At 60.4% G+C, this 22,659-nt stretch carries 20 protein-coding genes; 13 read left to right on the top strand and 7 right to left on the bottom strand.

Going from position 1 to position 22,659, the window contains the following annotated elements:
• The first annotated feature begins 22 nt into the window (after window positions 1–22).
• The 8 genes from H3028_RS02995 (at window position 23) to pdxJ (ending at window position 7,836) form a co-directional block, all read left to right on the top strand.
• Entirely contained in the window at window positions 23–1,390 is a 1,368-nt protein-coding gene (locus H3028_RS02995; protein WP_219919870.1) for a DegQ family serine endoprotease, read from the top strand.
• Window positions 1,391–1,588: 198 nt separating this feature from the next.
• On the top strand, window positions 1,589–3,388 hold the full coding sequence (lepA, locus tag H3028_RS02990; protein WP_181295592.1) for a translation elongation factor 4: 1,800 nt from the start codon (window positions 1,589–1,591) through the stop codon (window positions 3,386–3,388).
• A complete protein-coding gene (gene lepB, locus H3028_RS02985) occupies window positions 3,388–4,245 on the top strand; it encodes a signal peptidase I (protein ID WP_181295591.1) in 858 nt (285 codons plus the stop codon). Before lepA ends, lepB begins: the two co-directional genes overlap by 1 nt.
• Before the next feature lie 89 nt (window positions 4,246–4,334).
• Window positions 4,335–4,712: a DUF4845 domain-containing protein gene (locus H3028_RS02980; RefSeq protein WP_168423612.1), complete on the top strand. Its 378-nt coding sequence runs from the start codon at window positions 4,335–4,337 to the stop codon at window positions 4,710–4,712.
• Entirely contained in the window at window positions 4,709–5,398 is a 690-nt protein-coding gene (rnc, locus tag H3028_RS02975; RefSeq protein ID WP_168423613.1) for a ribonuclease III, read from the top strand. The genes H3028_RS02980 and rnc overlap by 4 nt, the downstream gene beginning before the upstream one ends.
• Window positions 5,391–6,302 (top strand): GTPase Era, encoded by a 912-nt coding sequence (gene era, locus H3028_RS02970; protein ID WP_181295590.1) that lies wholly within the window; start codon window positions 5,391–5,393, stop codon window positions 6,300–6,302. Before rnc ends, era begins: the two co-directional genes overlap by 8 nt.
• Before the next feature lie 102 nt (window positions 6,303–6,404).
• Window positions 6,405–7,097 (top strand): DNA repair protein RecO, encoded by a 693-nt coding sequence (recO, locus tag H3028_RS02965; RefSeq protein ID WP_181295589.1) that lies wholly within the window; start codon window positions 6,405–6,407, stop codon window positions 7,095–7,097.
• Window positions 7,090–7,836, top strand: a complete 747-nt coding sequence (gene pdxJ / locus H3028_RS02960; protein ID WP_181295588.1) for a pyridoxine 5'-phosphate synthase — start codon at window positions 7,090–7,092, stop codon at window positions 7,834–7,836. Before recO ends, pdxJ begins: the two co-directional genes overlap by 8 nt.
• A gap of 24 nt (window positions 7,837–7,860) precedes the next feature.
• Here the strand turns inward: pdxJ and H3028_RS02955 are convergent, their stop codons facing one another.
• Complete coding sequence (locus H3028_RS02955; RefSeq protein WP_181295587.1) at window positions 7,861–8,067, bottom strand: DUF2905 domain-containing protein; 207 nt, start codon at window positions 8,065–8,067, stop codon at window positions 7,861–7,863.
• Window positions 8,068–8,128: 61 nt separating this feature from the next.
• Window positions 8,129–9,022 (bottom strand): LysR family transcriptional regulator, encoded by an 894-nt coding sequence (locus tag H3028_RS02950; protein WP_181295965.1) that lies wholly within the window; start codon window positions 9,020–9,022, stop codon window positions 8,129–8,131.
• A 156-nt stretch (window positions 9,023–9,178) separates the two neighbouring features.
• On the opposite strand from H3028_RS02950, the gene H3028_RS02945 reads away from it, so the two are divergent.
• Window positions 9,179–9,460, top strand: a complete 282-nt coding sequence (locus H3028_RS02945) for a hypothetical protein (protein WP_181295586.1) — start codon at window positions 9,179–9,181, stop codon at window positions 9,458–9,460.
• On the opposite strand, the gene cmoB is transcribed toward H3028_RS02945, so the two are convergent.
• From cmoB to lon, 4 genes are all read right to left on the bottom strand, one after another.
• Window positions 9,457–10,419 carry a tRNA 5-methoxyuridine(34)/uridine 5-oxyacetic acid(34) synthase CmoB gene (gene cmoB, locus H3028_RS02940; protein WP_181295585.1) on the bottom strand — a complete coding sequence of 321 codons (963 nt, stop codon included), beginning with the start codon at window positions 10,417–10,419 and terminating at the stop codon, window positions 9,457–9,459. The genes H3028_RS02945 and cmoB overlap by 4 nt on opposite strands.
• Window positions 10,416–11,156 (bottom strand): carboxy-S-adenosyl-L-methionine synthase CmoA, encoded by a 741-nt coding sequence (cmoA, locus tag H3028_RS02935; protein ID WP_181295964.1) that lies wholly within the window; start codon window positions 11,154–11,156, stop codon window positions 10,416–10,418. The genes cmoB and cmoA overlap by 4 nt, the downstream gene beginning before the upstream one ends.
• A gap of 110 nt (window positions 11,157–11,266) precedes the next feature.
• Entirely contained in the window at window positions 11,267–11,662 is a 396-nt protein-coding gene (locus tag H3028_RS02930) for a protease inhibitor I42 family protein (protein WP_181295583.1), read from the bottom strand.
• A 163-nt stretch (window positions 11,663–11,825) separates the two neighbouring features.
• A complete protein-coding gene (lon, locus tag H3028_RS02925; RefSeq protein WP_181295581.1) occupies window positions 11,826–14,207 on the bottom strand; it encodes an endopeptidase La in 2,382 nt (793 codons plus the stop codon).
• A 142-nt stretch (window positions 14,208–14,349) separates the two neighbouring features.
• Between lon and H3028_RS02920 the strand changes: the two genes are divergently transcribed.
• The 3 genes from H3028_RS02920 (at window position 14,350) to putP (H3028_RS02910) (ending at window position 20,333) form a co-directional block, all read left to right on the top strand.
• Window positions 14,350–15,126, top strand: coding sequence for an AraC family transcriptional regulator (locus H3028_RS02920; protein ID WP_181295579.1), 777 nt, complete (start codon window positions 14,350–14,352; stop codon window positions 15,124–15,126).
• A 236-nt stretch (window positions 15,127–15,362) separates the two neighbouring features.
• Window positions 15,363–18,524, top strand: a complete 3,162-nt coding sequence (gene putA, locus H3028_RS02915) for a bifunctional proline dehydrogenase/L-glutamate gamma-semialdehyde dehydrogenase PutA (protein WP_181295578.1) — start codon at window positions 15,363–15,365, stop codon at window positions 18,522–18,524.
• Between the two features lie 324 nt (window positions 18,525–18,848).
• A complete protein-coding gene (gene putP, locus H3028_RS02910; protein ID WP_181295577.1) occupies window positions 18,849–20,333 on the top strand; it encodes a sodium/proline symporter PutP in 1,485 nt (494 codons plus the stop codon).
• Window positions 20,334–20,411: 78 nt separating this feature from the next.
• Here putP (H3028_RS02910) and H3028_RS02905 read toward each other — a convergent pair whose 3' ends face one another.
• On the bottom strand, window positions 20,412–20,636 hold the full coding sequence (locus tag H3028_RS02905; protein WP_181295575.1) for a DUF3203 family protein: 225 nt from the start codon (window positions 20,634–20,636) through the stop codon (window positions 20,412–20,414).
• A 387-nt stretch (window positions 20,637–21,023) separates the two neighbouring features.
• Here H3028_RS02905 and putP (H3028_RS02900) point away from each other — a divergent pair, with 387 nt between their 5' ends.
• Window positions 21,024–22,508, top strand: coding sequence for a sodium/proline symporter PutP (putP, locus tag H3028_RS02900; protein WP_181295573.1), 1,485 nt, complete (start codon window positions 21,024–21,026; stop codon window positions 22,506–22,508).
• Window positions 22,509–22,659: the final 151 nt, after the last annotated feature.

The raw sequence follows: 22,659 nt of genomic DNA, 5'->3' as shown, positions 1-22,659 counted from the left end.
CTGCTTCGCTCTTCTCGCTGCATTGTTTTGTCTAGGGCAGGTGGAGGTAGCTAATGCCCAGCTACCCGATTTTAGACCCTTGGTGGAAAACGCCTCACCTGCCGTAATCAATATCAGCACCAAACAGAAGGTCCCGGCTCGTAGTGCGAGCCCGCACATGCCGGACCTTGAAGGGTTGCCGCCAATTTTTCGCGAATTCTTCGAGCACAGTATTCCTGGCATGCCCGACGGAGGCCGGCAGCGTGAGGCGCAGTCTCTGGGTTCGGGCTTTATCATTTCCGCTGACGGCTATGTACTGACCAACAATCATGTGATCGCTGACGCCGATGAAATAATTGTTCGCCTGCCTGATCGCAGTGAGCTGGAGGCAACGCTTGTCGGTGCAGATCCTCGCACCGATGTGGCTTTGTTGAAGGTCGAGGCCAAGGGGTTGCCGACGGTCAAGCTGGGGAAATCCAGCGCGTTGAAAGCTGGCGAATGGGTTCTCGCTATTGGCTCGCCATTTGGCTTCGACCACACTGTAACGGCTGGGATAGTCAGTGCAACGGGACGTAACCTGCCCAGTGAGAGCTACGTGCCATTCATCCAAACTGATGTGGCAATAAATCCCGGTAATTCCGGTGGGCCTCTGTTCAATTTGCAGGGTGAAGTGATCGGTATCAACTCGCAGATCTTCACTCGGTCCGGTGGTTTCATGGGGCTCTCGTTTGCTATCCCTATCGACGTTGCCATGGACGTCGCCGATCAGTTGCGTGCAGAGGGCAAAGTCAGTCGCGGCTGGCTGGGGGTGGTGATACAAGAAGTCAACCGCGACCTGGCAGAATCGTTCGGCCTCGAGCGTCCAGCGGGTGCGCTGGTCGCGCAGGTAATGGACGGGGGGCCGGCAGCCAAGGGTGGTTTGCGGGTTGGCGATGTGATTCTGAGCGTCAATGGCAATGCCATTGATATGTCGGCTGACCTGCCGCACCTCATTGGAGCCATCAAGCCGAACGCTAAGGCGAAGCTGGGTATCGTTCGTGACGGTGAGCGCGAGATGCTCACTGTCCAGATCGGCGCCTTGCCGGAAGAAGGGGAGGAGGTCGCGGCATCCAGCGGCGGTACCGAGAAAAGCAGTAACAGGCTTGGTGTCAAGGTGTCGGAATTGACTGCCGAACAGCGGCGTAGTCTTGACCTGCCTGGCGGGGTCGTGATTGCAGAGGTGTCGAGCGGGCCTGCTGCGATGATTGGTTTGCGTCCAGGTGATGTGATTACCCACCTGAACAATCAGGCTATCGACTCTACATCGACATTTAGCCGCGTTGCAGAGCAGTTGCCGAAGAATCGCTCAGTATCCATGCGCGTGTTGCGCCAGGGGCGGGCGAGCTTCATCACATTTAAACTCGCTGAGTAGAAGCGTCTCGGTATTGAAAAAGCGGCTTTTGAGCCGTTTTTTCATGCCTGGGTAGTCAGTTTGGATTTCGCGCTGTCGGCTGTGCATAACGGACTGACGGTTCTAGGGTCCCGGCGTGGCGCTGAATAGACCTATCAGGTACACTTTGCGGCTATTTTCGGCGGGCAATCAGCCCGCGGCGTATTCGAGTGTTTAGCTGTGAGTGACCTGAGTCATATCCGTAATTTCTCCATCATCGCGCATATCGATCACGGCAAGTCGACCTTGGCTGATCGATTCATCCAGATGTGCGGTGGCCTGACCGAACGTGAGATGAATGCCCAGGTGCTTGATTCGATGGACCTTGAGCGTGAACGAGGCATCACGATCAAGGCACACAGCGTCACGCTGTATTACAAGGCGCGGGACGGTAAGACCTATCAGCTGAATTTCATCGATACCCCCGGGCACGTCGACTTCACCTATGAGGTCAGTCGCTCGCTGGCAGCTTGCGAAGGGGCACTTCTGGTTGTTGATGCGGGTCAGGGCGTCGAAGCGCAATCCGTCGCCAACTGCTACACGGCTATCGAGCAGGGCCTAGAGGTCATGCCGGTATTGAACAAGATGGATCTGCCGCAAGCGGACCCCGACAAGGTTAAGGATGAAATCGAACACATCATTGGCATAGACGCGACCGATGCCGTCGCTTGCAGTGCAAAGAGCGGCATGGGCGTGGATGATGTTCTCGAGCGTCTGGTCGCGGTCATCCCTCCGCCAACTGGCAATATTGACGCGCCATTGCAGGCGTTGATCATCGATTCTTGGTTCGATAACTACCTGGGCGTCGTCTCGCTCGTGCGGGTACGCCATGGCCGGATCAAGAAAGGTGACAAGGTTCTGGTCAAGTCCACCGGCAAGGTGCATCAGGTCGATAGCGTCGGCGTGTTCAATCCCAAGCACACCAGCACGGCTGATCTCAAGGCGGGCGAAGTGGGCTTCATTATCGCCGGCATCAAGGACATTCACGGTGCACCGGTCGGCGATACCCTGACGTTGTCCAACACGCCGGACGTCGAAATGCTGCCCGGCTTCAAACGAGTCAAGCCGCAGGTCTATGCCGGCTTGTTTCCGGTCAGCTCGGATGATTTCGAAGATTTCCGCGAGGCGTTGCAGAAACTCACCCTGAACGATGCCGCCCTGCAATACGAGCCGGAAAGTTCCGACGCGCTGGGCTTCGGTTTCCGCATCGGCTTCCTGGGCATGCTGCACATGGAAATTATCCAGGAGCGACTCGAGCGTGAGTATGACCTGGACCTGATCACCACGGCGCCAACGGTAGTCTACGAGCTGGCGCTCAAGAATGGCGAAACCCTCTACGTCGACAGCCCGTCCAAGTTGCCGGACCTATCGTTGATCGAAGACATGCGCGAACCCATCGTGCGGGCCAATATTCTTGTGCCTCAAGAACACCTCGGCAGCGTCATCACCCTGTGTGTCGAGAAGCGCGGCGTACAGCGGGATCTGCAGTTCCTCGGGTCACAGGTGCAGGTGCGCTACGATCTGCCCATGAGCGAAGTTGTCCTGGACTTCTTCGACCGGCTTAAGTCGGTCAGCCGTGGCTATGCCTCGCTGGACTACAGCTTCGAATGCTTCCAGTCGGCCAACCTGACCCGTCTGGATATTCTGATCAACGGTGACAAGGTCGACGCGCTGGCACTTATCGTGCACCGCGACAATGCGCATTACAAAGGCCGCATATTGGTCGAGAAAATGAAGGAGCTCATTCCTCGACAGATGTTCGACGTAGCGATTCAGGCGGCCATAGGCGGCCAGATCGTAGCGCGAAGCACCGTCAAGGCGTTGCGCAAGAACGTTCTGGCCAAGTGCTACGGTGGTGACGTGAGCCGCAAGCGCAAGCTTCTGGAAAAGCAAAAAGCCGGCAAAAAGCGTATGAAACAGGTCGGTAACGTTGAAATTCCGCAAGAAGCTTTCCTCGCGGTGCTTAAGGTAGATAGCTGATGTCGATCAATTTTCCGCTGTTGCTGGTCATCGCCGTTGCGGTATGCGGTTTTCTGACGCTTATCGATCTGGTGTTTTTTGCACCACGCCGACGGGCTGCGATAGCGAATTACGAGGGGCGCACCGGTGGCGAACCCGATCAGTCGACGCTGGACGCCTTGAACAAGGAACCGGTTCTGATCGAATACGGAAAATCCTTCTTCCCCGTGTTGGCGATCGTTCTGGTGCTGCGATCGTTTCTCATCGAGCCGTTTCAGATTCCGTCTGGCTCGATGATCCCGACACTCGAAGTGGGTGACTTCATTCTGGTCAACAAGTTTGCCTATGGCATTCGTCTGCCGGTCATCGACACCAAAGTCATCGATGTCAGCGACCCGAAGCGTGGCGATGTAATGGTGTTCCGTTACCCGAGCGATCCGAACATCAATTACATCAAGCGTGTCGTTGGTCTGCCTGGCGATTTGGTTCGGTACAGCAGCGACAAGCGGCTGAGCATAAACGGCAAGCCGGTTCCCGAGATGCTGATCGGCGAGGAGCCGGGTAGCTTGGGCAGCGCTAAGCTGTACCGGGAGAAGCTGGGCGAGGTAGAACACCTGATTCGCAAGGAGATGGGGCGCTATCGAGTCGAGCCCGATCGTGAATGGCGCGTCCCGGAAGGTCATTACTTCATGATGGGTGACAATCGCGACAACTCCAATGACAGTCGCTATTGGCAAGATGCAGCGATTCCCACCGATCTTGCCGGCATGGTTCCTGATCGCAATATCGTCGGCAAGGCGTTTGCCGTATGGATGAGCTGGCCGGATCCGAAGTTCAGCAACCTTCCGCATTTTTCCCGAGTTGGGCTGATTCACTGAGTCTGTGAATCACGGCCCGGTTCCCCTGGCCCGGCTCGCTATATTTGAGCCGCCCCGATTGGTGGGTAACGTACGACATAGAGGTCGACATGAGTTTTGCTCGTTCGCAAAAAGGGCTGTCCATGCTGAGCTGGATCATGGTGCTTGCCCTGGTGGCGTTTTTTGCCAGTACTGCATTCAAGATGTTGCCGCATTACTTTGATTACATGTCCATGGACAAGATCATCAGCGGAGTTGAAAGTGACAAGACGATGGAGGTCCGCACCGTTCGGGACTTCTACAGCCATGTGCGCAAGGGCATGGACGTGAACGGCATTCGCGACCTCGATCTGGAGGAGGCGCTGAAAGTCGTCATCGAGAATAACGAATTCAAGGTCCATCTGGATTACGAAAAACGCGAGCCCCTGATCCGTAACCTCGATCTGGTGGCGAACTTCGACAAAGAATATCGCCTAAGGATGCCGTGAGCACTTCGTTAGCCCGTCTCGAGCGTAGGCTCGGTTATCAATTCAAGGATCAGGAGCTGATGCTCCTGGCTCTGACGCATCGCAGCTATGCCGGACGCAACAATGAGCGTTTGGAGTTTCTTGGCGATGCCATTCTCAATTTCATTGCCGGTGAGGCACTGTTCAGTCACTTTCCGCAGGCGAAGGAGGGACAGCTGTCGCGTCTACGCGCGCGCCTGGTCAAAGGCGAAACCCTTGCGGTGCTGGCTCGGGGCTTCGAGCTCGGCGAGTACCTGCGTCTGGGTTCGGGTGAGCTCAAGAGCGGCGGTTTCCGGCGTGAGTCCATCCTGGCGGACACGCTCGAGGCGCTGATCGGCGCCATCTACCTGGATGCCGGCATGGAGACCGCACGCGACCGCGTGCTCGCCTGGCTTGCCAACGAACTGGAAGGGTTGACGCTGGTCGACACCAACAAGGACCCGAAAACCCGCTTGCAAGAGTTCTTGCAATCGCGTGCCTGTGAATTGCCCAAGTATGAAGTGGTGGCAATTCAGGGAGAGCCGCATTGCCGGACGTTCTTCGTCGAGTGCCAGATATCGCTGCTCAACGAGAAGACGCAAGGGCAGGGTGCCAGCCGGCGTATTGCCGAACAGGTTGCCGCTGCCTCGGCACTGATCGCCTTGGGCGTGGAGAATGGCCATGATTGATGAGCACCTGCAGGAAGAAGCGGTAAGCCGCTGTGGTTACGTTGCAATCGTCGGTCGCCCCAACGTCGGTAAGTCGACGCTGCTTAACCACGTGCTCGGACAGAAGCTCGCGATCACCTCGCGCAAGCCGCAGACCACGCGTCATAACATGCTCGGGATCAAGACCGAAGGCGCCGTCCAGGCCGTCTATGTCGATACGCCCGGATTGCACAAGAACGGCGAGACCGCCCTCAATCGCTATATGAATCGCACGGCTTCCTCGGCTTTGAAAGATGTCGATGTCGTGGTATTCGTGGTCGACCGCACGCGGTGGACCGATGAGGACCAGCTGGTGCTGGAGCGCGTTCAGTATGTCGAAGGGCCAGTGATCGTCGCGGTGAACAAGACCGATCGCGTGGAAGACAAGGGCGAGTTGCTGCCGCATTTCGAATGGCTGGCGCAGCAGTTACCGAAGGCCGAGATCGTGCCGATTTCCGCCCAGCACGGGCAGAATCTGGACGTGTTCGAGAAGCTGGTAGCCTCGCATTTGCCCGAAGGCGATCACTTCTTCCCAGAAGACCAGATTACCGATCGCAGCAGTCGGTTTCTCGCAGCCGAACTGGTGCGCGAAAAAATCATGCGCCAGCTGGGCGCTGAAGTGCCTTATCAGATCACCGTCGAGATCGAGGACTTCAAGCAGCAAGGGCATGTTCTGCATATCCATGCGCTGATTCTGGTTGAGCGTGATGGGCAGAAGAAAATCATCATCGGGGACAAGGGCGAGCGTATCAAACGCATCGGCCAGGAAGCGCGCAAGGATATGGAAGTGCTGTTCGATTCCAAGGTCATGCTCAATCTCTGGGTGAAAGTGAAGAGCGGCTGGTCCGATGATGAGCGGGCGCTGCATTCGCTGGGCTATAGCTGAGCCTGGCGCTTTCCGTTCCTGCCATACCTGATTGCCAATTGCAGTTGCCAGCTGCAATTGGCGTGTAGCTGATCACCCACCTCGCGGCGCTCGCCTCATTCCATGACCGCCCAATCCGCCTTCGTTCTGCACAGTCGTCCATATCGCGAGAGCAGCGCGCTGGTGGATTTCTTCACGCCCGAAGGAAGGTTGCGCGCGGTGCTTCGTGGCGCACGAGGCAAGGCGGGCACGCTGGCCAGACCGTTCGTGCCGCTTGAAGTGGAATTCCGTGGTCGTAGCGACCTCAAGGCTGTGGCCCGCCTAGAGAGCGCCGGCCTGGCCTACTGGTTGGATGGCAATGCGTTGTTCAGCGGCATGTACCTCAACGAATTGCTGATTCGCCTGCTTCCGGCTGAAGACGCCCATCCCGCAATGTTCGAGCACTATGTCGCAACCCTACCCGCGCTGGCGGCCAAGCGCCCGCTGGAGCCTATCCTGCGGGCGTTCGAATGGCGGCTGCTGACCGAGCTGGGTTACGGTTTCGCCTTGGATAGGGATGTTTCTGGACATCCGATCGCCAGCGCTGGGCTCTATCGGCTGTTACCGGATACCGGGCTGGAGCCCGTGGGTCAGTTTCAACCCGGCCTGTTCAATGGCGCGGAACTCCTGGCCATGGCCGAGGCCGATTGGGAAGTACCCGGCGCCCTGGCAGCAGCGAAAAGATTGATGCGGCAGGCATTGGCGCCACATCTGGGAGGCCGGCCTCTGGTCAGCCGTGAACTGTTCATGAACATCAAGGAGGTCCCGCGTGACTGAAGCCAATCGAATCCTGCTCGGCGTCAACGTCGATCATGTTGCCACCCTGCGCCAGGCGCGCGGCACGCGTTATCCGGACCCAGTCAAGGCCGCGCTGGATGCCGAGGAAGCTGGGGCCGATGGCATCACTGTGCATCTGCGCGAAGACCGACGGCATATTCAGGAGCGCGATGTGCTGCTGATGAAGGACATGCTGCAGACGCGGATGAATTTCGAGATGGGTGTGACCGAGGCGATGCTGGCTTTTGCCGAGCAGCTGCGGCCGGAGCACGTTTGTCTGGTACCGGAGACTCGCCAGGAGCTCACCACCGAAGGTGGTCTCGATGTTGCTGGGCAGGCGTCTCGCATCCGTGAGGCAGTCGACCGTCTTGCCGCCTGTGGGGCCGAAGTATCACTGTTCATCGACGCCGACCCACGGCAGATCGAAGCCGCTGCGAGAGTCGGCGCGCCGGCCATCGAATTACATACTGGGCGCTATGCTGATGCACAGGGTGTGGCCGAGAGAGCGTGCGAGCTTGCCCGTATTCGCGATGGTGTCGAGTCAGGGCTGAGCCATGGTTTGATCGTCAATGCCGGACACGGGCTGCATTATCACAACGCCGAAGCCATCGCTGCCATCCGTGGGGTCAACGAATTGAACATTGGTCATGCCATCGTCGCTCACGCGCTGTTCGTTGGCTTCAAGCAAGCGGTCAAAGAAATGAAACACCTCATCCTGACCGCCGCAGCTCGCGGATAAAGCTTCCAGGTGAGCGAAGATCACTTATCGCCTGAACAGGTTCAGCAGGATCGTCAGCACTACGCTTAGGATGATCATCGAAGTGATCGGAATGAAGGTTCGGCTGCGCTCCGATTCGATGCGGATATCGCCGGGCAGCTTGCCGAACCAGCTCAGCAGCCCTGGCGCATAGTGAAGAACCACGCCGAGCAAGAGCAGCAGCAGGCCTGCGCCAATTAGCCAATTAGCCAATTAGCCATTTCGCCATTCTGCCTCCCTTTTTGCGTCGTTGCTTGATATCCGGTTGCGTTGTTTATTTGTGATAGGCAGAAAACGCCGCTATGACATGCCGGGCCAGGACCTCCACCGGTTCGCTGCGATCTGTGGCCCGTAGCAGTTTGATCTGGTACTCCCCGAGGGCTGGCAGGCTGGCGCTTTCTTCCAGACGCTTCAGTGGAGGACGGATCAGGCTCAGAGGATAGGGTGCCACGGCAAGGTCAGCGATCATGGCAGCTTCCTGCCCTGCGCACTGATCGCTGGAATAGGCGATGCGATAACTACGTCCGACTCGGTCGAGTGCGTCCAGCGCCTGACGGCGCCAGGCACAATCAGGGCTGGCCAGGGCCAGTGGCAATGGGGTGCGCTCGACCGCGACGCCACCGGCTCGTCCGGCCCAGATCAATGGCTCGCGGTGGATCAGCTCACCGCGCGAGTCGTCCTGACCGAGGTTGCCGACGCTGATGAGCGCAACATCCAGCTCGCCGGCATCGACGCGCTGGATCATCTCGATGCTACGACCCACTGACACATTCACCTCGATTCCGGGATGAGTCCGGGCGAACAGCGACAGCAGGCTAGGCAGGATGTGGGTCCCGATATCCGACGCCGTTCCGAAGCGAACCCGCCCGTTCAGCCGTGGCTCGATAAATGCGCTGACCGTGTCTTCATTGAGCTTGAGCAGACGTCGCGCGTAACCCAGCAGCCGCTCGCCTTCATCGGTAAGCGTGATGCGCCGGGCCTCGCGGATGAACAACGTGCAGCCGAGCATCGTCTCGAGCCGTTTGATCTGCATGCTGACGGCGGAGGTTGTGCGAAAGATCTGCCCGGCTGCGCGCGTGAAGCTGCCGCTTTCGGCGATGGAGACGAAAGTGCGCAGCACGTCGATTTCCAGCAGGGGCATTGCGGACTGGGGAAGCTCTTCGGGCATACCGGGCATGGGCGGGCCTTCAAATTTTCTGAACCGAGAGTTCTATTGTAGTCGTTTGTCTGAATCGTCAAGCGCGCTCAATCTGAATCTGCCGACCACGACCAGTCGGCAGGTATCGGGTGCGCCCGTGCACTCTCTCAAGGGTTGGAGGATGCGATGCGACATTCTGAACGACAGCAGCAATGCGATAGGCTCGAAGACCGAGGCCGGCCGGAAATGCCGGACTTCTATATGCCGGCGATGTGGCCAGTCGAGCTTCAGCAAGCGGCAATCGACTGGTTCGTTGCCTGGCGTAAACGGCGCCTGTACCAGCGCCTGCTCAGGCTCAGCGATCGGCAGCTGCGCGGGCGCGACCTGAGCCGGCCGCGGCTCATCGAGAAACTACGGATGCCGCTAAGGCAGCTGGTGGAGGAGCAGCGTTGCCAGCGTGGTCGTTAGGGTTTGCGCGCGATCAGCACGGCGCGCATTGGTGCCGGCAGGCCTTCAATGGTTTTCCCGCGGTCTTTTGGATCGAGGAAATCCGGTAGCGACTGGTAGCGCATCCAATCGGTGCTGCGCTGCTCGTCGACGCAGGTGACGCTGACGTCGACACAGCGCACGTCGATGAATCCTGCCCTGCGCAGCCAGCATTCCAGTGCTGCCACTGACGGCAGGAACCAGACGTTGCGCATCTGTGCGTAACGATCCTCTGGGACCAGTGCGGTGTGCTCGTCGCCCTCGACTACCAGGGTTTCCAGCACCAGCTCGCCGCCCTTGAGCAGGCAGTCCTTCAGGTCCAATAGGTGATCGATAGGCGAACGTCGGTGATAAAGCACACCCATGGAGAACACCGTGTCGAAGCCTTCGAGCTTCGCCGGTAGTTCTTCCAGGGCCATAGGCAGGTGCCAGACCGGGTGCTCGGAAAGGTAGCGTTTCATGGCGTGGAACTGGCAGAAGAACAGCCAGTTCGGATCGATGCCGATGACTGAATCGGCCCCGGCGCCGAGCATTCGCCACATGTAATAGCCGTTGCCACAGCCGACGTCGAGGATGCGCTTGCCGGCAAGATCGAGGTGCGGCGCGACGCGCGTCCACTTCCAATCCGAGCGCCACTCCGTATCCACGTGCACACCGAACACATCGAAGGGACCCTTACGCCAAGGCGACAGGCCGAACAGCGCATCACGGGTGGCCGCACGAGTGGCCTCGTCGCAATCGGCATCCAGCCGGAAGGTATCGCGAAGCTCGATGCCGCCAGGCTGAATGTCAGGCAGCGCATCTACCGCCCGGCGCCAGCGCGGTAGATCGCCGTGGCCAATGGCGAGCTTGGTGTCGAGTTGCTGTTGCAGGCCGTTGGCCCAGGTAGCCAGCGGTGTCCCGGCAACGCGCCAGGCAAGGGGAGTCAGATCGAGATTCATGGCAGGGCGATCAGGGAAGCGAAATTCAGGCACTGGAACCAGGGCACGACTTTGGTAAAACCGGCGTCCAGCAAGCGCTGGCGATGGGTTTCAAGACTGTCCGGCTTCATCACGTTCTCAATGGCGCTGCGCTTCTGTGCGATTTCCAGTTCGCTGTAGCCGTTGGCCCGTTTGAAAGCGATGTGCAGCTCGGTCAGCAGCTCCTGTTCCTGCTCGCCTTCGAAGCGCAACTTTTCCGATAGGATCAACGCGCCGCCCGGTACCAGTGCCTGTCGAATCCTGCCGAGCAACGCCGGTCGTTGCTCGCGCGGAATGAACTGCAGGGTGAAATTAAGCGCCACCAGCGAGGTTGGCTGATACTGCAGCGAGAGGATGTCGGCGTCGATTACCTCGACCGGCACCAGTTCCTGGAACATCGAGTCTTGGGCGTGCAGGTATTCACGGCAACGCTCGATCATGGCTGCCGAGTTATCCACGGCGATTACCTGGCAGTTGTCCGCCTTCACATGCCGGCGTAGCGCCTGGGTTACCGCACCTAGCGAGCAACCGAGATCGTACAGGCGGGTATTCGGCTGAGCGAACTGCGCGGCGAGCACGCCGATGTTCTCGACGATGGTCGGGTAGCCCGGCACCGAGCGTTTGATCATGTCGGGAAACACCCGCGCCACGTCTTCGTTGAAGGCGAAATCCTGGGGCTGGGCGAGGGGCTTGGCGAACAGGCGGTCTGGGTCGTGGATCACGGCGGCGTTTGGGCAGGCTGAAAAAACAGGGGCGGTAGTGTACCGGAAAGCCGGGCCGGACGCCGTGGCTGAATGGACAGCCGGCGCGTGGAGCGCTGGCCCCTGGTTCACTGCACTTCGATGCGGCAGTCGAACAGGTCAGCTGGCTCCGTGTCGCTTTCCCAAGGCCGCTGATAGGCAAGGTAGAGGCGGCCGCTGCCGCTTTCTGCGGCCTCGAAGCGCCAGGTCGAAATGCCATCGCCGCCGATCAGGTCGTTTTGTGGCGAGCTGAACACTTCCGGACCGAGGCTGTTGAGCTGGGCGGTCGAGACGTCGCGAAGCGTCCAGCGATAACCGCTAGCTGGGTTGCTGGGCAGGCTGAGGATCAGGGTCTGGCCAGGCTGCATCGAAAGCGGGCAGGTCGCATCGTCAGTCAGCGCGACACTGCTGGCGGAGGTGCCAGCGCACCCGGCGAGGACGAGCAAAGGGACAAGCGACAGCAGGCGGGGCAGGGCAGAAGGCATGGGCGACCGACTCGGTAGGAAAAGGGAAACGCTCGGGCGTCGAGTAAACCTTAAGACCCTGGCGCTCGGTCGTAAAGCGTCATGGCGATTGCGAGGGCGGTTCTGTCGTCAGGGAGCCGCAGCCCAACAAGCTACGAAAGCCCGTTGGGTTCGGTGAGGTGAATCAGAACAGCACCTTGACGACATCCTGGAAGCGCTTGGCGAAATGCATGGTCAAACCTTCCTTCAGATACTCTGGCAGCTCCTCGAAGTCGCCCCGGTTCAATTCGGGAATGATCAATTCGTAGAGCTTCAAACGCCGCGCTGCGATTACCTTTTCGCGCAGGCCGCCGATGGGCAGCACCAGACCGGTAAGGGTCAGTTCACCCGTCATCGCGACGCCCTTTTTGGGCGCCTGGTTGCGTGCCAGCGAGAGCAGCGCGCTGGCCATGCTGATACCTGCGCTGGGCCCGTCCTTCGGCGTCGCGCCTTCGGGGACATGCATGTGCACGAAGGCCTGGTCGAAGAATGCAGGATCGCCCTTGAACTCTTTCAGATGCGAATTCACGTAGCTGAAGGCGATCTCGGCCGATTCCTTCATGACATCACCGAGCTTGCCGGTGAGCTTGAAGCCGCGGTTCAGCGTGTGGATGCGCGTCGCCTCGATCGGCAAGGTGGCCCCACCCATGCTGTTCCAGGCCAACCCGGTGACTACGCCGACGCCGGTGAGCAGTTGCTCCGGATGCCAGAACGGCATGCCCAGGTAGCTCTCGATGTCCTTCGGACCGATCTTGATTTTGGTATCCGGTTCGTCCAGCAGCTTGACCACCGCCTTGCGCACCAGCTTGCCGAGTTGCTTGTCGAGCTGACGCACGCCGGCCTCCCGTGCGTAGCCCTCGATCAGGCTGCGCAGGGCGCTGTCGCTGATCGCCAGGCGGTTCTTCGGCACCCCGGCGCGTTGAAGCTGCCGCGGCCAGAGGTGGCGTTTGGCGATCGCCAGCTTTTCCTCGGTGATGTAGCCGGACAGCCGAATAATTTCCATCCGGTCCAGCAACGGCCCAGGGATCGAATAAAGGCTGTTGGCCGTGCAGACGAACAAGACCTTGGACAGATCCAGGCGCAGATCGAGGTAATGATCAAGGAAACCGACGTTCTGCTCCGGATCGAGGGTTTCCAGCAGCGCTGACGCCGGGTCGCCCTGATGGCTGTTGCCCAGCTTGTCGACCTCGTCGAGCATAATCACCGGATTCATCACCTCGACCTCTTTCAGCGCCTGCACCAGCTTGCCCGGCAGGGCACCGATATAGGTGCGTCGATGGCCCTTGATCTCCGCCTCGTCGCGCATGCCGCCGACGCTGAAACGATAGAAGGGACGGCCCAGGGACTCGGCAATGGACTTGCCGATGCTGGTCTTGCCCACGCCCGGTGGGCCGACCAGCAGCACGATGGAGCCGGCGATCTCGCCGCGGAACGCCCCGACCGCGAGGAACTCGATGATGCGGCTTTTGATGTCGTCGAGCCCGGCATGGTGCTCGTTGAGGATCTTCCTAGCCCGGCCCAGGTCGAGCTTGTCCTCGCTGTACAGGCCCCAGGGCATCGAGGTGGCCCAGTCCAGATAGTTGCGGGTCACCGCGTATTCCGGCGAACCGGTTTCGAGCACCGACAGCTTGGTCAACTCGTCGTCGATACGCTTCTGCGCGGCAGTAGGCACCACCTTGCCTTCCAGTCGTGAGCGGAACTCATCGGCGTCGGCGCTGCGGTCGTCCTTAGTGATACCCAGCTCTTGCTGGATGATCTTCAGCTGTTCCTTGAGGAAGAACTCGCGTTGGCGCTCGCCGATTTTGCGATTCACCTCGCCGGTCAGTTCCTTCTGCAGTTTGGCGACTTCGACTTCCTTGCGTAGCAACGGCAGCACCTTCTCCATGCGCTTGAGCACGGGTACGGTGTCGAGCACTTCCTGCAGTTCCAGGCCAGGTGCGGTGGTCAGTGCCGCGGCAAAGTCGGTCAGCGGGGACGGTGCATTTGGGCTGAAGCGATTGAGGTAGTTCTTCAGCTCCTCGCTGTACAGCGGATTGAGCGGCAACAGTTCCTTGATCGCATTGATCAGCGCCATGCCGTAGGCCTTCACCTCATCACGGGGGTCTTCGTCGCTCTGCGGGTATTCCACTTCGACCAGATAGGGCGGTTTGCGTCGCAACCAACCGCGGATACGCACCCGCGCCATGCCCTGGGCGACGAACTGCAGCTTGCCCCCTTCCCGGGAAGCGTGGTGCACGCGGACCATGGTGCCGTGTTCCGGCAAGGCATCCGGATCGAAGCTGGTGGCATCCTGAGCTGGCGTATCCATGAAGAACAAGGCCAGGCGCTGGTGAGGTGTTTTCGAGACCAGCTCCAGCGTTTCCGCCCATGGATGCTCATTGACGATCACCGGCAACACCTGCGCGGGAAAGAATGGCCGGTTGTGCACCGGAATCACATAGAGCTTGTCCGGCAGATCCTGATCGGGCAGGACCAGCCCGGTGGAAGATACGCTCTGCTCGAATTCCTGATTGCTATCGTCGTTCATGAGGCACCTGTCTCGAGTACATGCTCCTTAGATGGGTATCGACGGAATGATTTCAAACTATCTGAGCCTTTGCGCTTTTCGGCCTGGCTGGGAAAAGCCTAACGCCTCCGGTACAGTGCGCCGATACCCAGGTGCCTCCACAATGCTCAACGCACGTCTGCTTCGCCTCGATGACAAAGCCCATGAACACGCGCACGACTACCACCAGTTGGTACTGTCGCTGTCGGGCAGCGCCGAATTCGAAGTGGACGGCTCGGGTGGCGAGGTCTGCCGCATGCGTGCTTGTCTAGTGCCGGGTTATGCCGAGCATGAGTTCGCCGGCAGGGGCGATAACCGCATGCTGATCATTGATCTCGACGAGCAGGATCTCAGCGTCGATGATCCGCGGCTGCTGGCGCAGCTGTTCGAAACCCCGCGTTATCCGGCGCTGGATGCCGACTTCCATAACCTGCTCAATTATGCTGGCGCCGAACTGGCGCGTTACGGCAGCGATCCGTTGCTGGCGCGGGCATTAGGCGGTGTCCTGTTGCGCGCGCTGCATCTGCGAGTGTTCGGCGAATCGACGCGGCAGCCGACCGGCGCGTTGGACATCGCCCGGCTTGATGCGCATATCGAAAGTAATCTGGCACGGCGCATTACCGTCGCCGAGCTGGCGCAAGTGGTCTGCCTGAGCCCCAGCCATTTCCATGCACAGTTCAAGGACAGCGTCGGTCTGACCCCACATCAGTACCTGTTGAAAAGCCGCCTAGACCGCGCCGCACGGTTGCTTCGCGAAAGCCCGTTGCCGCTGGTGCGGATTGCCGAGGAGTGCGGCTTCTCCAGCCAGAGCGCACTGACGACCGCGACTCGGCGCTACCTCGGGCTGACGCCAAAGCGGCTGCGTAGCAGCGACGATGCTCCAGCGGCGCTGCGTCGATAACGGCTGTTTGCTGTCGTGGTGCCCTGACTTCGCATCGCCCTCTCGCTTTAAGACAGCATCATGACAGGCCACCCAACCCATAGTTTCTTGTAAAACTTCCGTAGTTTTGCGCAACAACGCAGCACGCCCCCGCCGTAGATTCGCCTACCCGTTCGGCGAACCGCTGCGCAAGTTCCAGCACATTCCCCTCGTCGAGCCAGTTCCAGACAACAACACTCCACGAGAGGAGCGGCGCGATGTTCAAAGCCGGTCAAGTCTTGCAGGGCGATTTCGCCAATCTGAAAGCCGCCGAATTCTTTCCCGCTATCAGCGCTAACTACAGCGTTGACGAGGCGGCCTACCTGAATGAGCTGTTGCAGCTGGCCGATCCCGGCGAAGCGGGCATCCAAGCCATTCGCCGTGAAGCCCGCAGTCTGATCGAAGCGGTGCGCGGCCGGGATAACGCGGTCGATACCCTCGATGCGCTGCTGCGTCAGTACAGCCTGGATACCCACGAAGGGCTGATGCTGATGTGTCTGGCCGAAGCGCTGCTGCGCGTGCCGGATTCCGCTACCGCCGACGCTCTGATTCGCGACAAGCTCAACGCCGCCGAGTGGGAACGTCACCTCGGCCAGAGCGATAATGTGCTGGTCAACTTCGCCGCCTGGGGCTTGGTGATGACCGGCAAGGTGGTCGATCCGGAAAACGCCGATGGTCGCCCGAAGAACGTCCTGGGTCGCTTGATCAAACGCTCCGGTGAGCCGGTGATTCGCGCTGCGATGAACCAGGCAATGAAGCTGATGGGCAAGCAGTTCGTGCTGGGTCGCAGCATCTCCGAGGCGTTGAAGAACGGTCGCCCGGAGCGTGAAAAAGGCTACACCTATTCTTTCGACATGCTCGGTGAGGCGGCACTCACCACCGAGGATGCGCGCAAGTACATGATTGACTACCGTCAGGCCGTAGAAACCGTTGGCGCCGAGCCGCAGGTCGGTCCCGGGCCGCGTCCGTCGGTATCGATCAAGCTGTCGGCGCTGCATCCGCGTTACGAAGTCGCCCAGCGCGAGCGCGTGCTGACCGAGCTGTTCGACAGCGTACGTGAACTGGCCATCCTGGCGCGCAAGCTCGACGTCGGCATCACCATCGATGCCGAAGAGGCCGATCGCCTCGAGCTATCGCTGGAACTCTACGAAAAACTGCTGCGTGACCCGGCCATCGCTGGCTGGGGTGAGTTCGGTCTGGTAATCCAGGCCTATTCCAAGCGCTGCCTGCCGGTACTGGTCTGGCTGACGTTGCTGGGCAAGGAGCTCGGCGCGCGCATTCCGCTGCGTCTGGTTAAGGGTGCTTACTGGGACAGCGAAATCAAGCAGTGCCAGGTTCAGGGCCTCGACGGCTATCCGGTCTACACCCGCAAGGAAGGCACCGACACCTCCTACCTGGCATGCGCCCGCTACCTGCTGTCCGAGCATACCCGCGGGGTGATCTATCCGCAGTTCGCCAGCCACAACGCGCATACCGTCAGCTGCATCCTGTCGATGGTTGGCGAACTTAAGACGCCGCGCGAATTCGAGTTCCAGCGCCTGCACGGCATGGGCGACGCGTTGTACGACACGGTTATCGAGAAGTACCGCAAGAACGTGCGCATTTATGCACCGGTCGGGGCTCACAAAGATCTGCTGCCGTACCTGGTGCGACGCCTGCTGGAGAACGGTGCCAACTCGTCGTTCGTCCATCAATTGGTCGACCCGCGCGTGCCGGTGGAGACCCTGATTGATCACCCGGTCATCCAGCTGCGTCAGTTCAAGACACTCGGCAACCATCGCATCCCGCTTCCGCCGGCGCTGTACGGCAACCGGATCAACTCGCAAGGCATCAACATGAACATCCAGACTCAGTGGAACGACCTGTCCAGCGCCTACCAGACCTTTCTCGACCGCCAGTGGCAGGCCGCTCCGGTGATCGGCGGGCAGAAGCTCACCGGTACGCCGAACAAGGTGTATTGCCCCTACAACCTCAGCCAGGAAGTGGGCACTGCCCAGTTCGCCACGGCCGAGCAGGCCAAGCAGGCTATCGACGGCCTGGCCGCGTTCTGGCCGCGCTGGAATGGGACGCCGATCGAGCAGCGCGCGCAGATCCTTGAGCGCCTCGGTGATCTGCTGGAAGCCAATCATGCCGAGCTGATGGCGATGTGCACGCTGGAAGCTGGCAAGACCCTGCAGGACGGCATCGACGAAGTCCGTGAAGCCGTCGATTTCTGCCGTTACTACGCTTTGCAGGCGCGTCTGAAACTCGGCCGCGAGGAGCTCAAGGGCCCGACTGGCGAGCGCAACGAGCTGTTCCACGAAGGCCGTGGCGTGTTCGTCTGCATCAGCCCCTGGAACTTCCCGTTGGCTATCTACCTCGGCCAGATCACCGCGGCGCTGGTCGCCGGTAACACCGTCCTGGCCAAGCCGGCTGAGCAGACCAGCCTGATCGCGGCCCGGGCGCTGGAGCTGATGTTCGAAGCCGGTCTGCCAAAGGACGCGATTGCCTTCCTGCCGGGCGACGGTGCCACCCTGGGTGGCGTGTTCTGCCGCGACCCGCGTGTGGTGGGCGTGTGCTTCACCGGCTCCACCGACACCGCACGCATCATCAACCGCCAACTGGCCGAGAAGGAGGGCGCCATCGCCACCCTGATCGCCGAAACCGGCGGCCAGAACGCCATGATCGTCGATTCCACCGCACTGCCTGAGCAGGTGGTTAAGGACGCTGTCGGTTCGGCTTTCACCAGCGCCGGCCAGCGTTGCTCGGCTCTGCGCGTGCTCTACGTACAGCGTGACATCGCTGACCGGGTGATCGAGCTGATCAAGGGCGCCATGGCCCAGTTGAAAGTCGGCCCGACGCACCTGCGCGAGAATGATCTGGGCCCGGTGATCGATGCCGAAGCCCGTGACGGCCTGCTGGCCCACATCGACCAGCTCAAGGCCGAAGGCAAGCTGATCGCCGAAGCCAAGCTGCCGGGCAGTCTCAATGGCCATTTCGTCGCGCCAGTCGCGTTTGAAATCGGCGGGATTCATGAGCTAAAGAAAGAGCAATTCGGTCCGGTGCTGCATGTGGTGCGTTTCGAGGCGGCGGGCCTGGAAAAGGTCGTCGCCGACATCAACGCCACCGGTTACGGCCTGACCCTCGGCGTGCACAGCCGCAACGAGGAAACCGCTGCGCGCATCGAAGCGCTGGCGCGGGTCGGCAACCTGTACGTCAACCGCAACCAGGTGGGCGCCGTGGTTGGGGTACAACCATTCGGTGGCTGCGGCCTGTCCGGTACCGGTCCGAAAGCCGGCGGTCCTAGCTACCTGCTGCGCTTCGTCAATGAACGCACCACCTCTACCAACACCACCGCCGTGGGCGGTAACGCGTCCTTGCTGTCGCTGGTCGACGATTGAAGGGGGTAGGCCTGGCGGCATGCGTTCGCCGCGAAGGCGCGCCTTCCACAGAGGAAGCGGTGTGCGTTCTGCCGCTTCGTTGGGAGGCCTGCCTCGGGGCGAAGCTTTTAGGATTCAAGCTTCTACTGCGCAACCTGGTTTCACTCCGGCCGCCCCGGCGGCCGGATCACAACAACAACAATTGGACAGTCGGCGGATCGCTCTTCCGCCACTGATGGGCCCGATTGGGTCCGTCACCGGTGATGGCACGAACCGCCATCGCCCTCTGCCAGATGGGATCGGGAATAGCTCGCGCCCGTCAAAAACAACTAACGAGGGAACAAGATGAGCATCAGTACACCCACCCTGATCACGTTCGTGATCTATATCGGCGCGATGCTGTTGATTGGCTTCGTCGCCTACCGTGCCACCAAGAACTTCGATGACTACATCCTTGGGGGGCGCAGTCTGGGAAGCTTTGTCACGGCTCTGTCAGCAGGCGCTTCGGACATGAGCGGCTGGCTGCTGATGGGCCTTCCGGGTGCAATTTTTGTCGCAGGCCTTTCCGAAAGCTGGATCGCCATCGGCTTGATCGCCGGTGCCTGGCTGAACTGGCTGTTCGTGGCTGGCCGCCTGCGCGTGCATACCGAACGCAACAAGAACGCGCTGACCCTGCCTGACTACTTCTCGCACCGTTTCGAGGACGAAAGCCGCACGCTGCGGATCTTCTCGGCGCTGGTCGTGCTGGTGTTTTTCACCATCTACTGCGCTTCAGGCGTGGTCGCCGGCGCTCGTCTGTTCGAAAGCAGCTTCGGCGTGCCTTATGACGTGGCGCTGTGGATCGGTGCTGCTGCGACCATTCTCTATGTGTTCATTGGCGGGTTTCTCGCGGTGAGCTGGACCGACACCGTACAGGCCACCCTGATGATCTTCGCGCTGCTGATCACGCCGGTGTTCGTGATCCTGGCGTTGGGCGACATGGGCGCGGCGATGGATACCATTGCCGCGCAGAATCCGGCCGCCTTCGACATGTTCAACGGCCTGTCCTTCGTTGCCATCGTCTCGCTGCTGGCGTGGGGGCTGGGCTACTTCGGCCAGCCGCACATCCTGGTGCGCTTCATGGCCGCCGATTCGGTAAAGACCATCCCGAACGCTCGCCGTATTGGCATGGCCTGGATGATCTTGACCTTGGCCGGTGCCGTCGCGGTGGGCTTCTTCGGAATCGCGTATTTCGCCGGGCATCCGGAGCTGGCCGGCCCGGTCAGCGAGAACGGCGAGCGTGTGTTCATGGAACTGGTGAAGATCCTGTTCAACCCCTGGGTCGCCGGCATCATCCTTTCCGGTGTCCTCGCTGCTGTTATGAGTACGCTTAGCGCACAGCTGCTGGTTAGCTCCAGTGCCCTGACGCAGGACTTCTACAAGGCAATGCTGCGCAAGAACGCTTCGCAGACCGAGCTGGTCTGGGTCGGCCGTGCGATGGTGCTGCTCATTGCCTTCATCGCCCTGGGCATCGCCTCCAATCCGGACAGCAAGGTACTGGGGCTGGTGTCCTACGCCTGGGCCGGCTTCGGCGCCGCCTTCGGTCCGGTCGTGCTGATCTCGCTGCTCTGGAAGCACATGACGCGCAACGGCGCGTTGGCCGGCATGGTCGTTGGTGCCGTCACCGTGGTGGTGTGGAAAGAGTTCATCGGGCTGGGTCTGTACGAGATCATCCCGGGCTTTATCCTCGCCAGCATCGCCATCGTGGTGTTCAGTAAAGTGGGGCGCGGCGCTTCGACGAGCATGATCAAGCGCTTCGAGGATGCTGAGCGCGAATACCAAGGTCACTGATCCGGCTGTAACGAAGAACCCGCGGCCAGTGTCCTGGCCGCGGGTTTTTTGCATCTGGGCTTCGCTGAGTACCGCTGGTCAGTCGTCGACGATCAGATTCTCACGGTCGTCCTTGGCACCAGCAGCGATCAGATGCTCGGCCTGTTCTTCAGGTAGGTGCACGCTGGTGCCATCTATATGAGCGACCGACATCCGAGCAGCTGGGTCGGTACTGACGTGCACATCCATAATCGCGCTGCGGTAGGTGTTGCCGGCGACTGTGGCGGAACAGGTGCCGGTGGCTGTATCGATCGTGACTGACATGGCGGACCTCCAGGTATGTCGTGTGAAGGGGGACTGACGTGCGCGACCCTTACTTGTCTGACCGCTTCAGCGCCGATCCGTTGCCCTGCGGCAGCTCACGGCGGAAGGCCGGGAGCGAGCGCGAACAAGCTGACCAATGATCAGGCCGGCCGGCTCGTACCCCTTCTGGGAGAGGCTTTTGGCACTTGTTCTCTGCTCACAGCCAGGCCCTGTACCGAGACGGCCGTCATTCATCAGTGGCGAAACCACCCGGTCACGAGCCAAGACGCGAAGTAGACGCTATCCTTGGCGGTTACTCGGCCATCCGTTGCCGACGCTTCGCATCGCTGGTGCTGCGTGTCGTCAGTGGAGGCGGGGATGCCTCCGCAGCACAAGGAACAAATACAAATGAACGTGAGCACTCCAACCCTGATCACCTTCGTGATCTATATCGTGGCGATGATTCTGATCGGCTTCACCGCCTATCGCGCCACCAAGAACTTCGACGATTACATCCTCGGCGGACGCAGCCTCGGCAGTTTCGTCACGGCGTTGTCGGCGGGCGCTTCGGACATGAGCGGCTGGTTGCTGATGGGCCTGCCCGGCGCAATTTTTGTCGCCGGCCTGTCGGAAAGCTGGATCGCCATCGGCCTGATCGCCGGTGCCTGGCTCAACTGGCTGTTCGTGGCCGGACGGCTGCGTGTGCATACCGAGCACAACCACAACGCGTTGACGCTCCCGGATTACTTTTCGCACCGCTTCGAGGACACCAGCCGGCTGCTGCGGATCTTCTCGGCGCTGGTGATTCTGGTGTTCTTCACCATTTATTGCGCCTCGGGTGTCGTCGCTGGGGCCCGCTTGTTCGAGTCGACCTTCGGCATGTCGTACGACGTTGCGCTGTGGGTTGGGGCAGCGGCGACCATCCTCTATGTGTTCATTGGTGGTTTCCTCGCCGTGAGCTGGACCGACACCGTGCAGGCGACGCTGATGATCTTTGCGCTGCTGATCACGCCAGTGTTCGTCATCCTCTCACTCGGTGATCTCGGTACCGCGATGGACACCATCGCCGCGCAGGATCCGTCGAACTTCGACATGTTCCGAGGGCTGTCCTTCATCGCGATCGTTTCACTGCTGGGCTGGGGACTGGGGTACTTCGGCCAGCCGCACATTCTGGTGCGCTTCATGGCTGCCGATTCGGTGAAGACCATCCCCAACGCTCGTCGCATCGGCATGACCTGGATGATCCTGACTCTGGCCGGCGCGGTGACCGTGGGCTTTCTCGGCATCGCCTACTTCGCTGACAACCCGGCACTGGCTGGCGCGGTCACCGAGAACGGCGAGCGCGTATTCATGGAACTGGTGAAGCTGATGTTCAACCCCTGGGTCGCCGGCATCATTCTTTCCGGTGTTCTCGCGGCCGTGATGAGTACCCTCAGCGCGCAGTTGCTGGTCAGCTCCAGCGCCCTGACGCAGGACTTCTACAAGGCCTTTCTGCGTAAAGGCGCCTCGCAGACCGAGCTGGTCTGGGTCGGTCGTGGCATGGTGCTATTGATCGCCCTGATCGCCATCGGCATCGCTTCGAATCCGGATAGCAAGGTATTGGGCCTGGTCTCGTACGCCTGGGCCGGATTTGGCGCCGCGTTCGGCCCGGTGGTGCTGATCTCACTCGTGTGGAAACGCATGACCCGCAACGGCGCGCTGGTTGGCATGCTGGTCGGTGCCGTGACCGTGGTGGTTTGGAAGGAATTCATCGGCCTCGGTCTGTACGAAATCATCCCGGGCTTCATTCTTGCGAGTCTCGCCATCTACGTCGTCAGCCTGATGGGCAAGGAGCCGGCAGCCACCATCCAGCAGCGCTTCGAGGCGGCGGATGCGGAGTACCACGCCGGTTAAGATCGCGGTGCGCGCTTATCCCGCCACTTGCATCGCCGCGTAACCAAACCCCGGGTTCAGCCCCGGGGTTTTTTGTTCCAAGTGCGCCAAACGTGCTCGACGTGAATGCGCATGGTCCCATCTCGCAGGCCTTCGATCCGGCTATCTGGTT

Source organism: Pseudomonas sp. Q2-TVG4-2, assembly GCF_013620795.1.
GTDB lineage: Bacteria > Pseudomonadota > Gammaproteobacteria > Pseudomonadales > Pseudomonadaceae > Stutzerimonas.
This window is presented reverse-complemented; position numbering and strand designations above follow the sequence as displayed.

Coding starts and splice junctions, on each gene's coding strand:
- lepB (WP_181295591.1), top strand. CDS start 3,388: ATGTCGATCAATTTTCCGCTGTTGCTGGTCATCGCCGTTGCGGTATGC.
- H3028_RS02980 (WP_168423612.1), top strand. CDS start 4,335: ATGAGTTTTGCTCGTTCGCAAAAAGGGCTGTCCATGCTGAGCTGGATC.
- era (WP_181295590.1), top strand. CDS start 5,391: ATGATTGATGAGCACCTGCAGGAAGAAGCGGTAAGCCGCTGTGGTTAC.
- recO (WP_181295589.1), top strand. CDS start 6,405: ATGACCGCCCAATCCGCCTTCGTTCTGCACAGTCGTCCATATCGCGAG.
- H3028_RS02950 (WP_181295965.1), bottom strand. CDS start 9,022: ATGCCCGAAGAGCTTCCCCAGTCCGCAATGCCCCTGCTGGAAATCGAC.
- H3028_RS02945 (WP_181295586.1), top strand. CDS start 9,179: ATGCGACATTCTGAACGACAGCAGCAATGCGATAGGCTCGAAGACCGA.
- cmoB (WP_181295585.1), bottom strand. CDS start 10,419: ATGAATCTCGATCTGACTCCCCTTGCCTGGCGCGTTGCCGGGACACCG.
- H3028_RS02930 (WP_181295583.1), bottom strand. CDS start 11,662: ATGCCTTCTGCCCTGCCCCGCCTGCTGTCGCTTGTCCCTTTGCTCGTC.
- lon (WP_181295581.1), bottom strand. CDS start 14,207: ATGAACGACGATAGCAATCAGGAATTCGAGCAGAGCGTATCTTCCACC.
- H3028_RS02920 (WP_181295579.1), top strand. CDS start 14,350: ATGCTCAACGCACGTCTGCTTCGCCTCGATGACAAAGCCCATGAACAC.
- putA (WP_181295578.1), top strand. CDS start 15,363: ATGTTCAAAGCCGGTCAAGTCTTGCAGGGCGATTTCGCCAATCTGAAA.
- putP (WP_181295577.1), top strand. CDS start 18,849: ATGAGCATCAGTACACCCACCCTGATCACGTTCGTGATCTATATCGGC.
- H3028_RS02905 (WP_181295575.1), bottom strand. CDS start 20,636: ATGTCAGTCACGATCGATACAGCCACCGGCACCTGTTCCGCCACAGTC.
- putP (WP_181295573.1), top strand. CDS start 21,024: ATGAACGTGAGCACTCCAACCCTGATCACCTTCGTGATCTATATCGTG.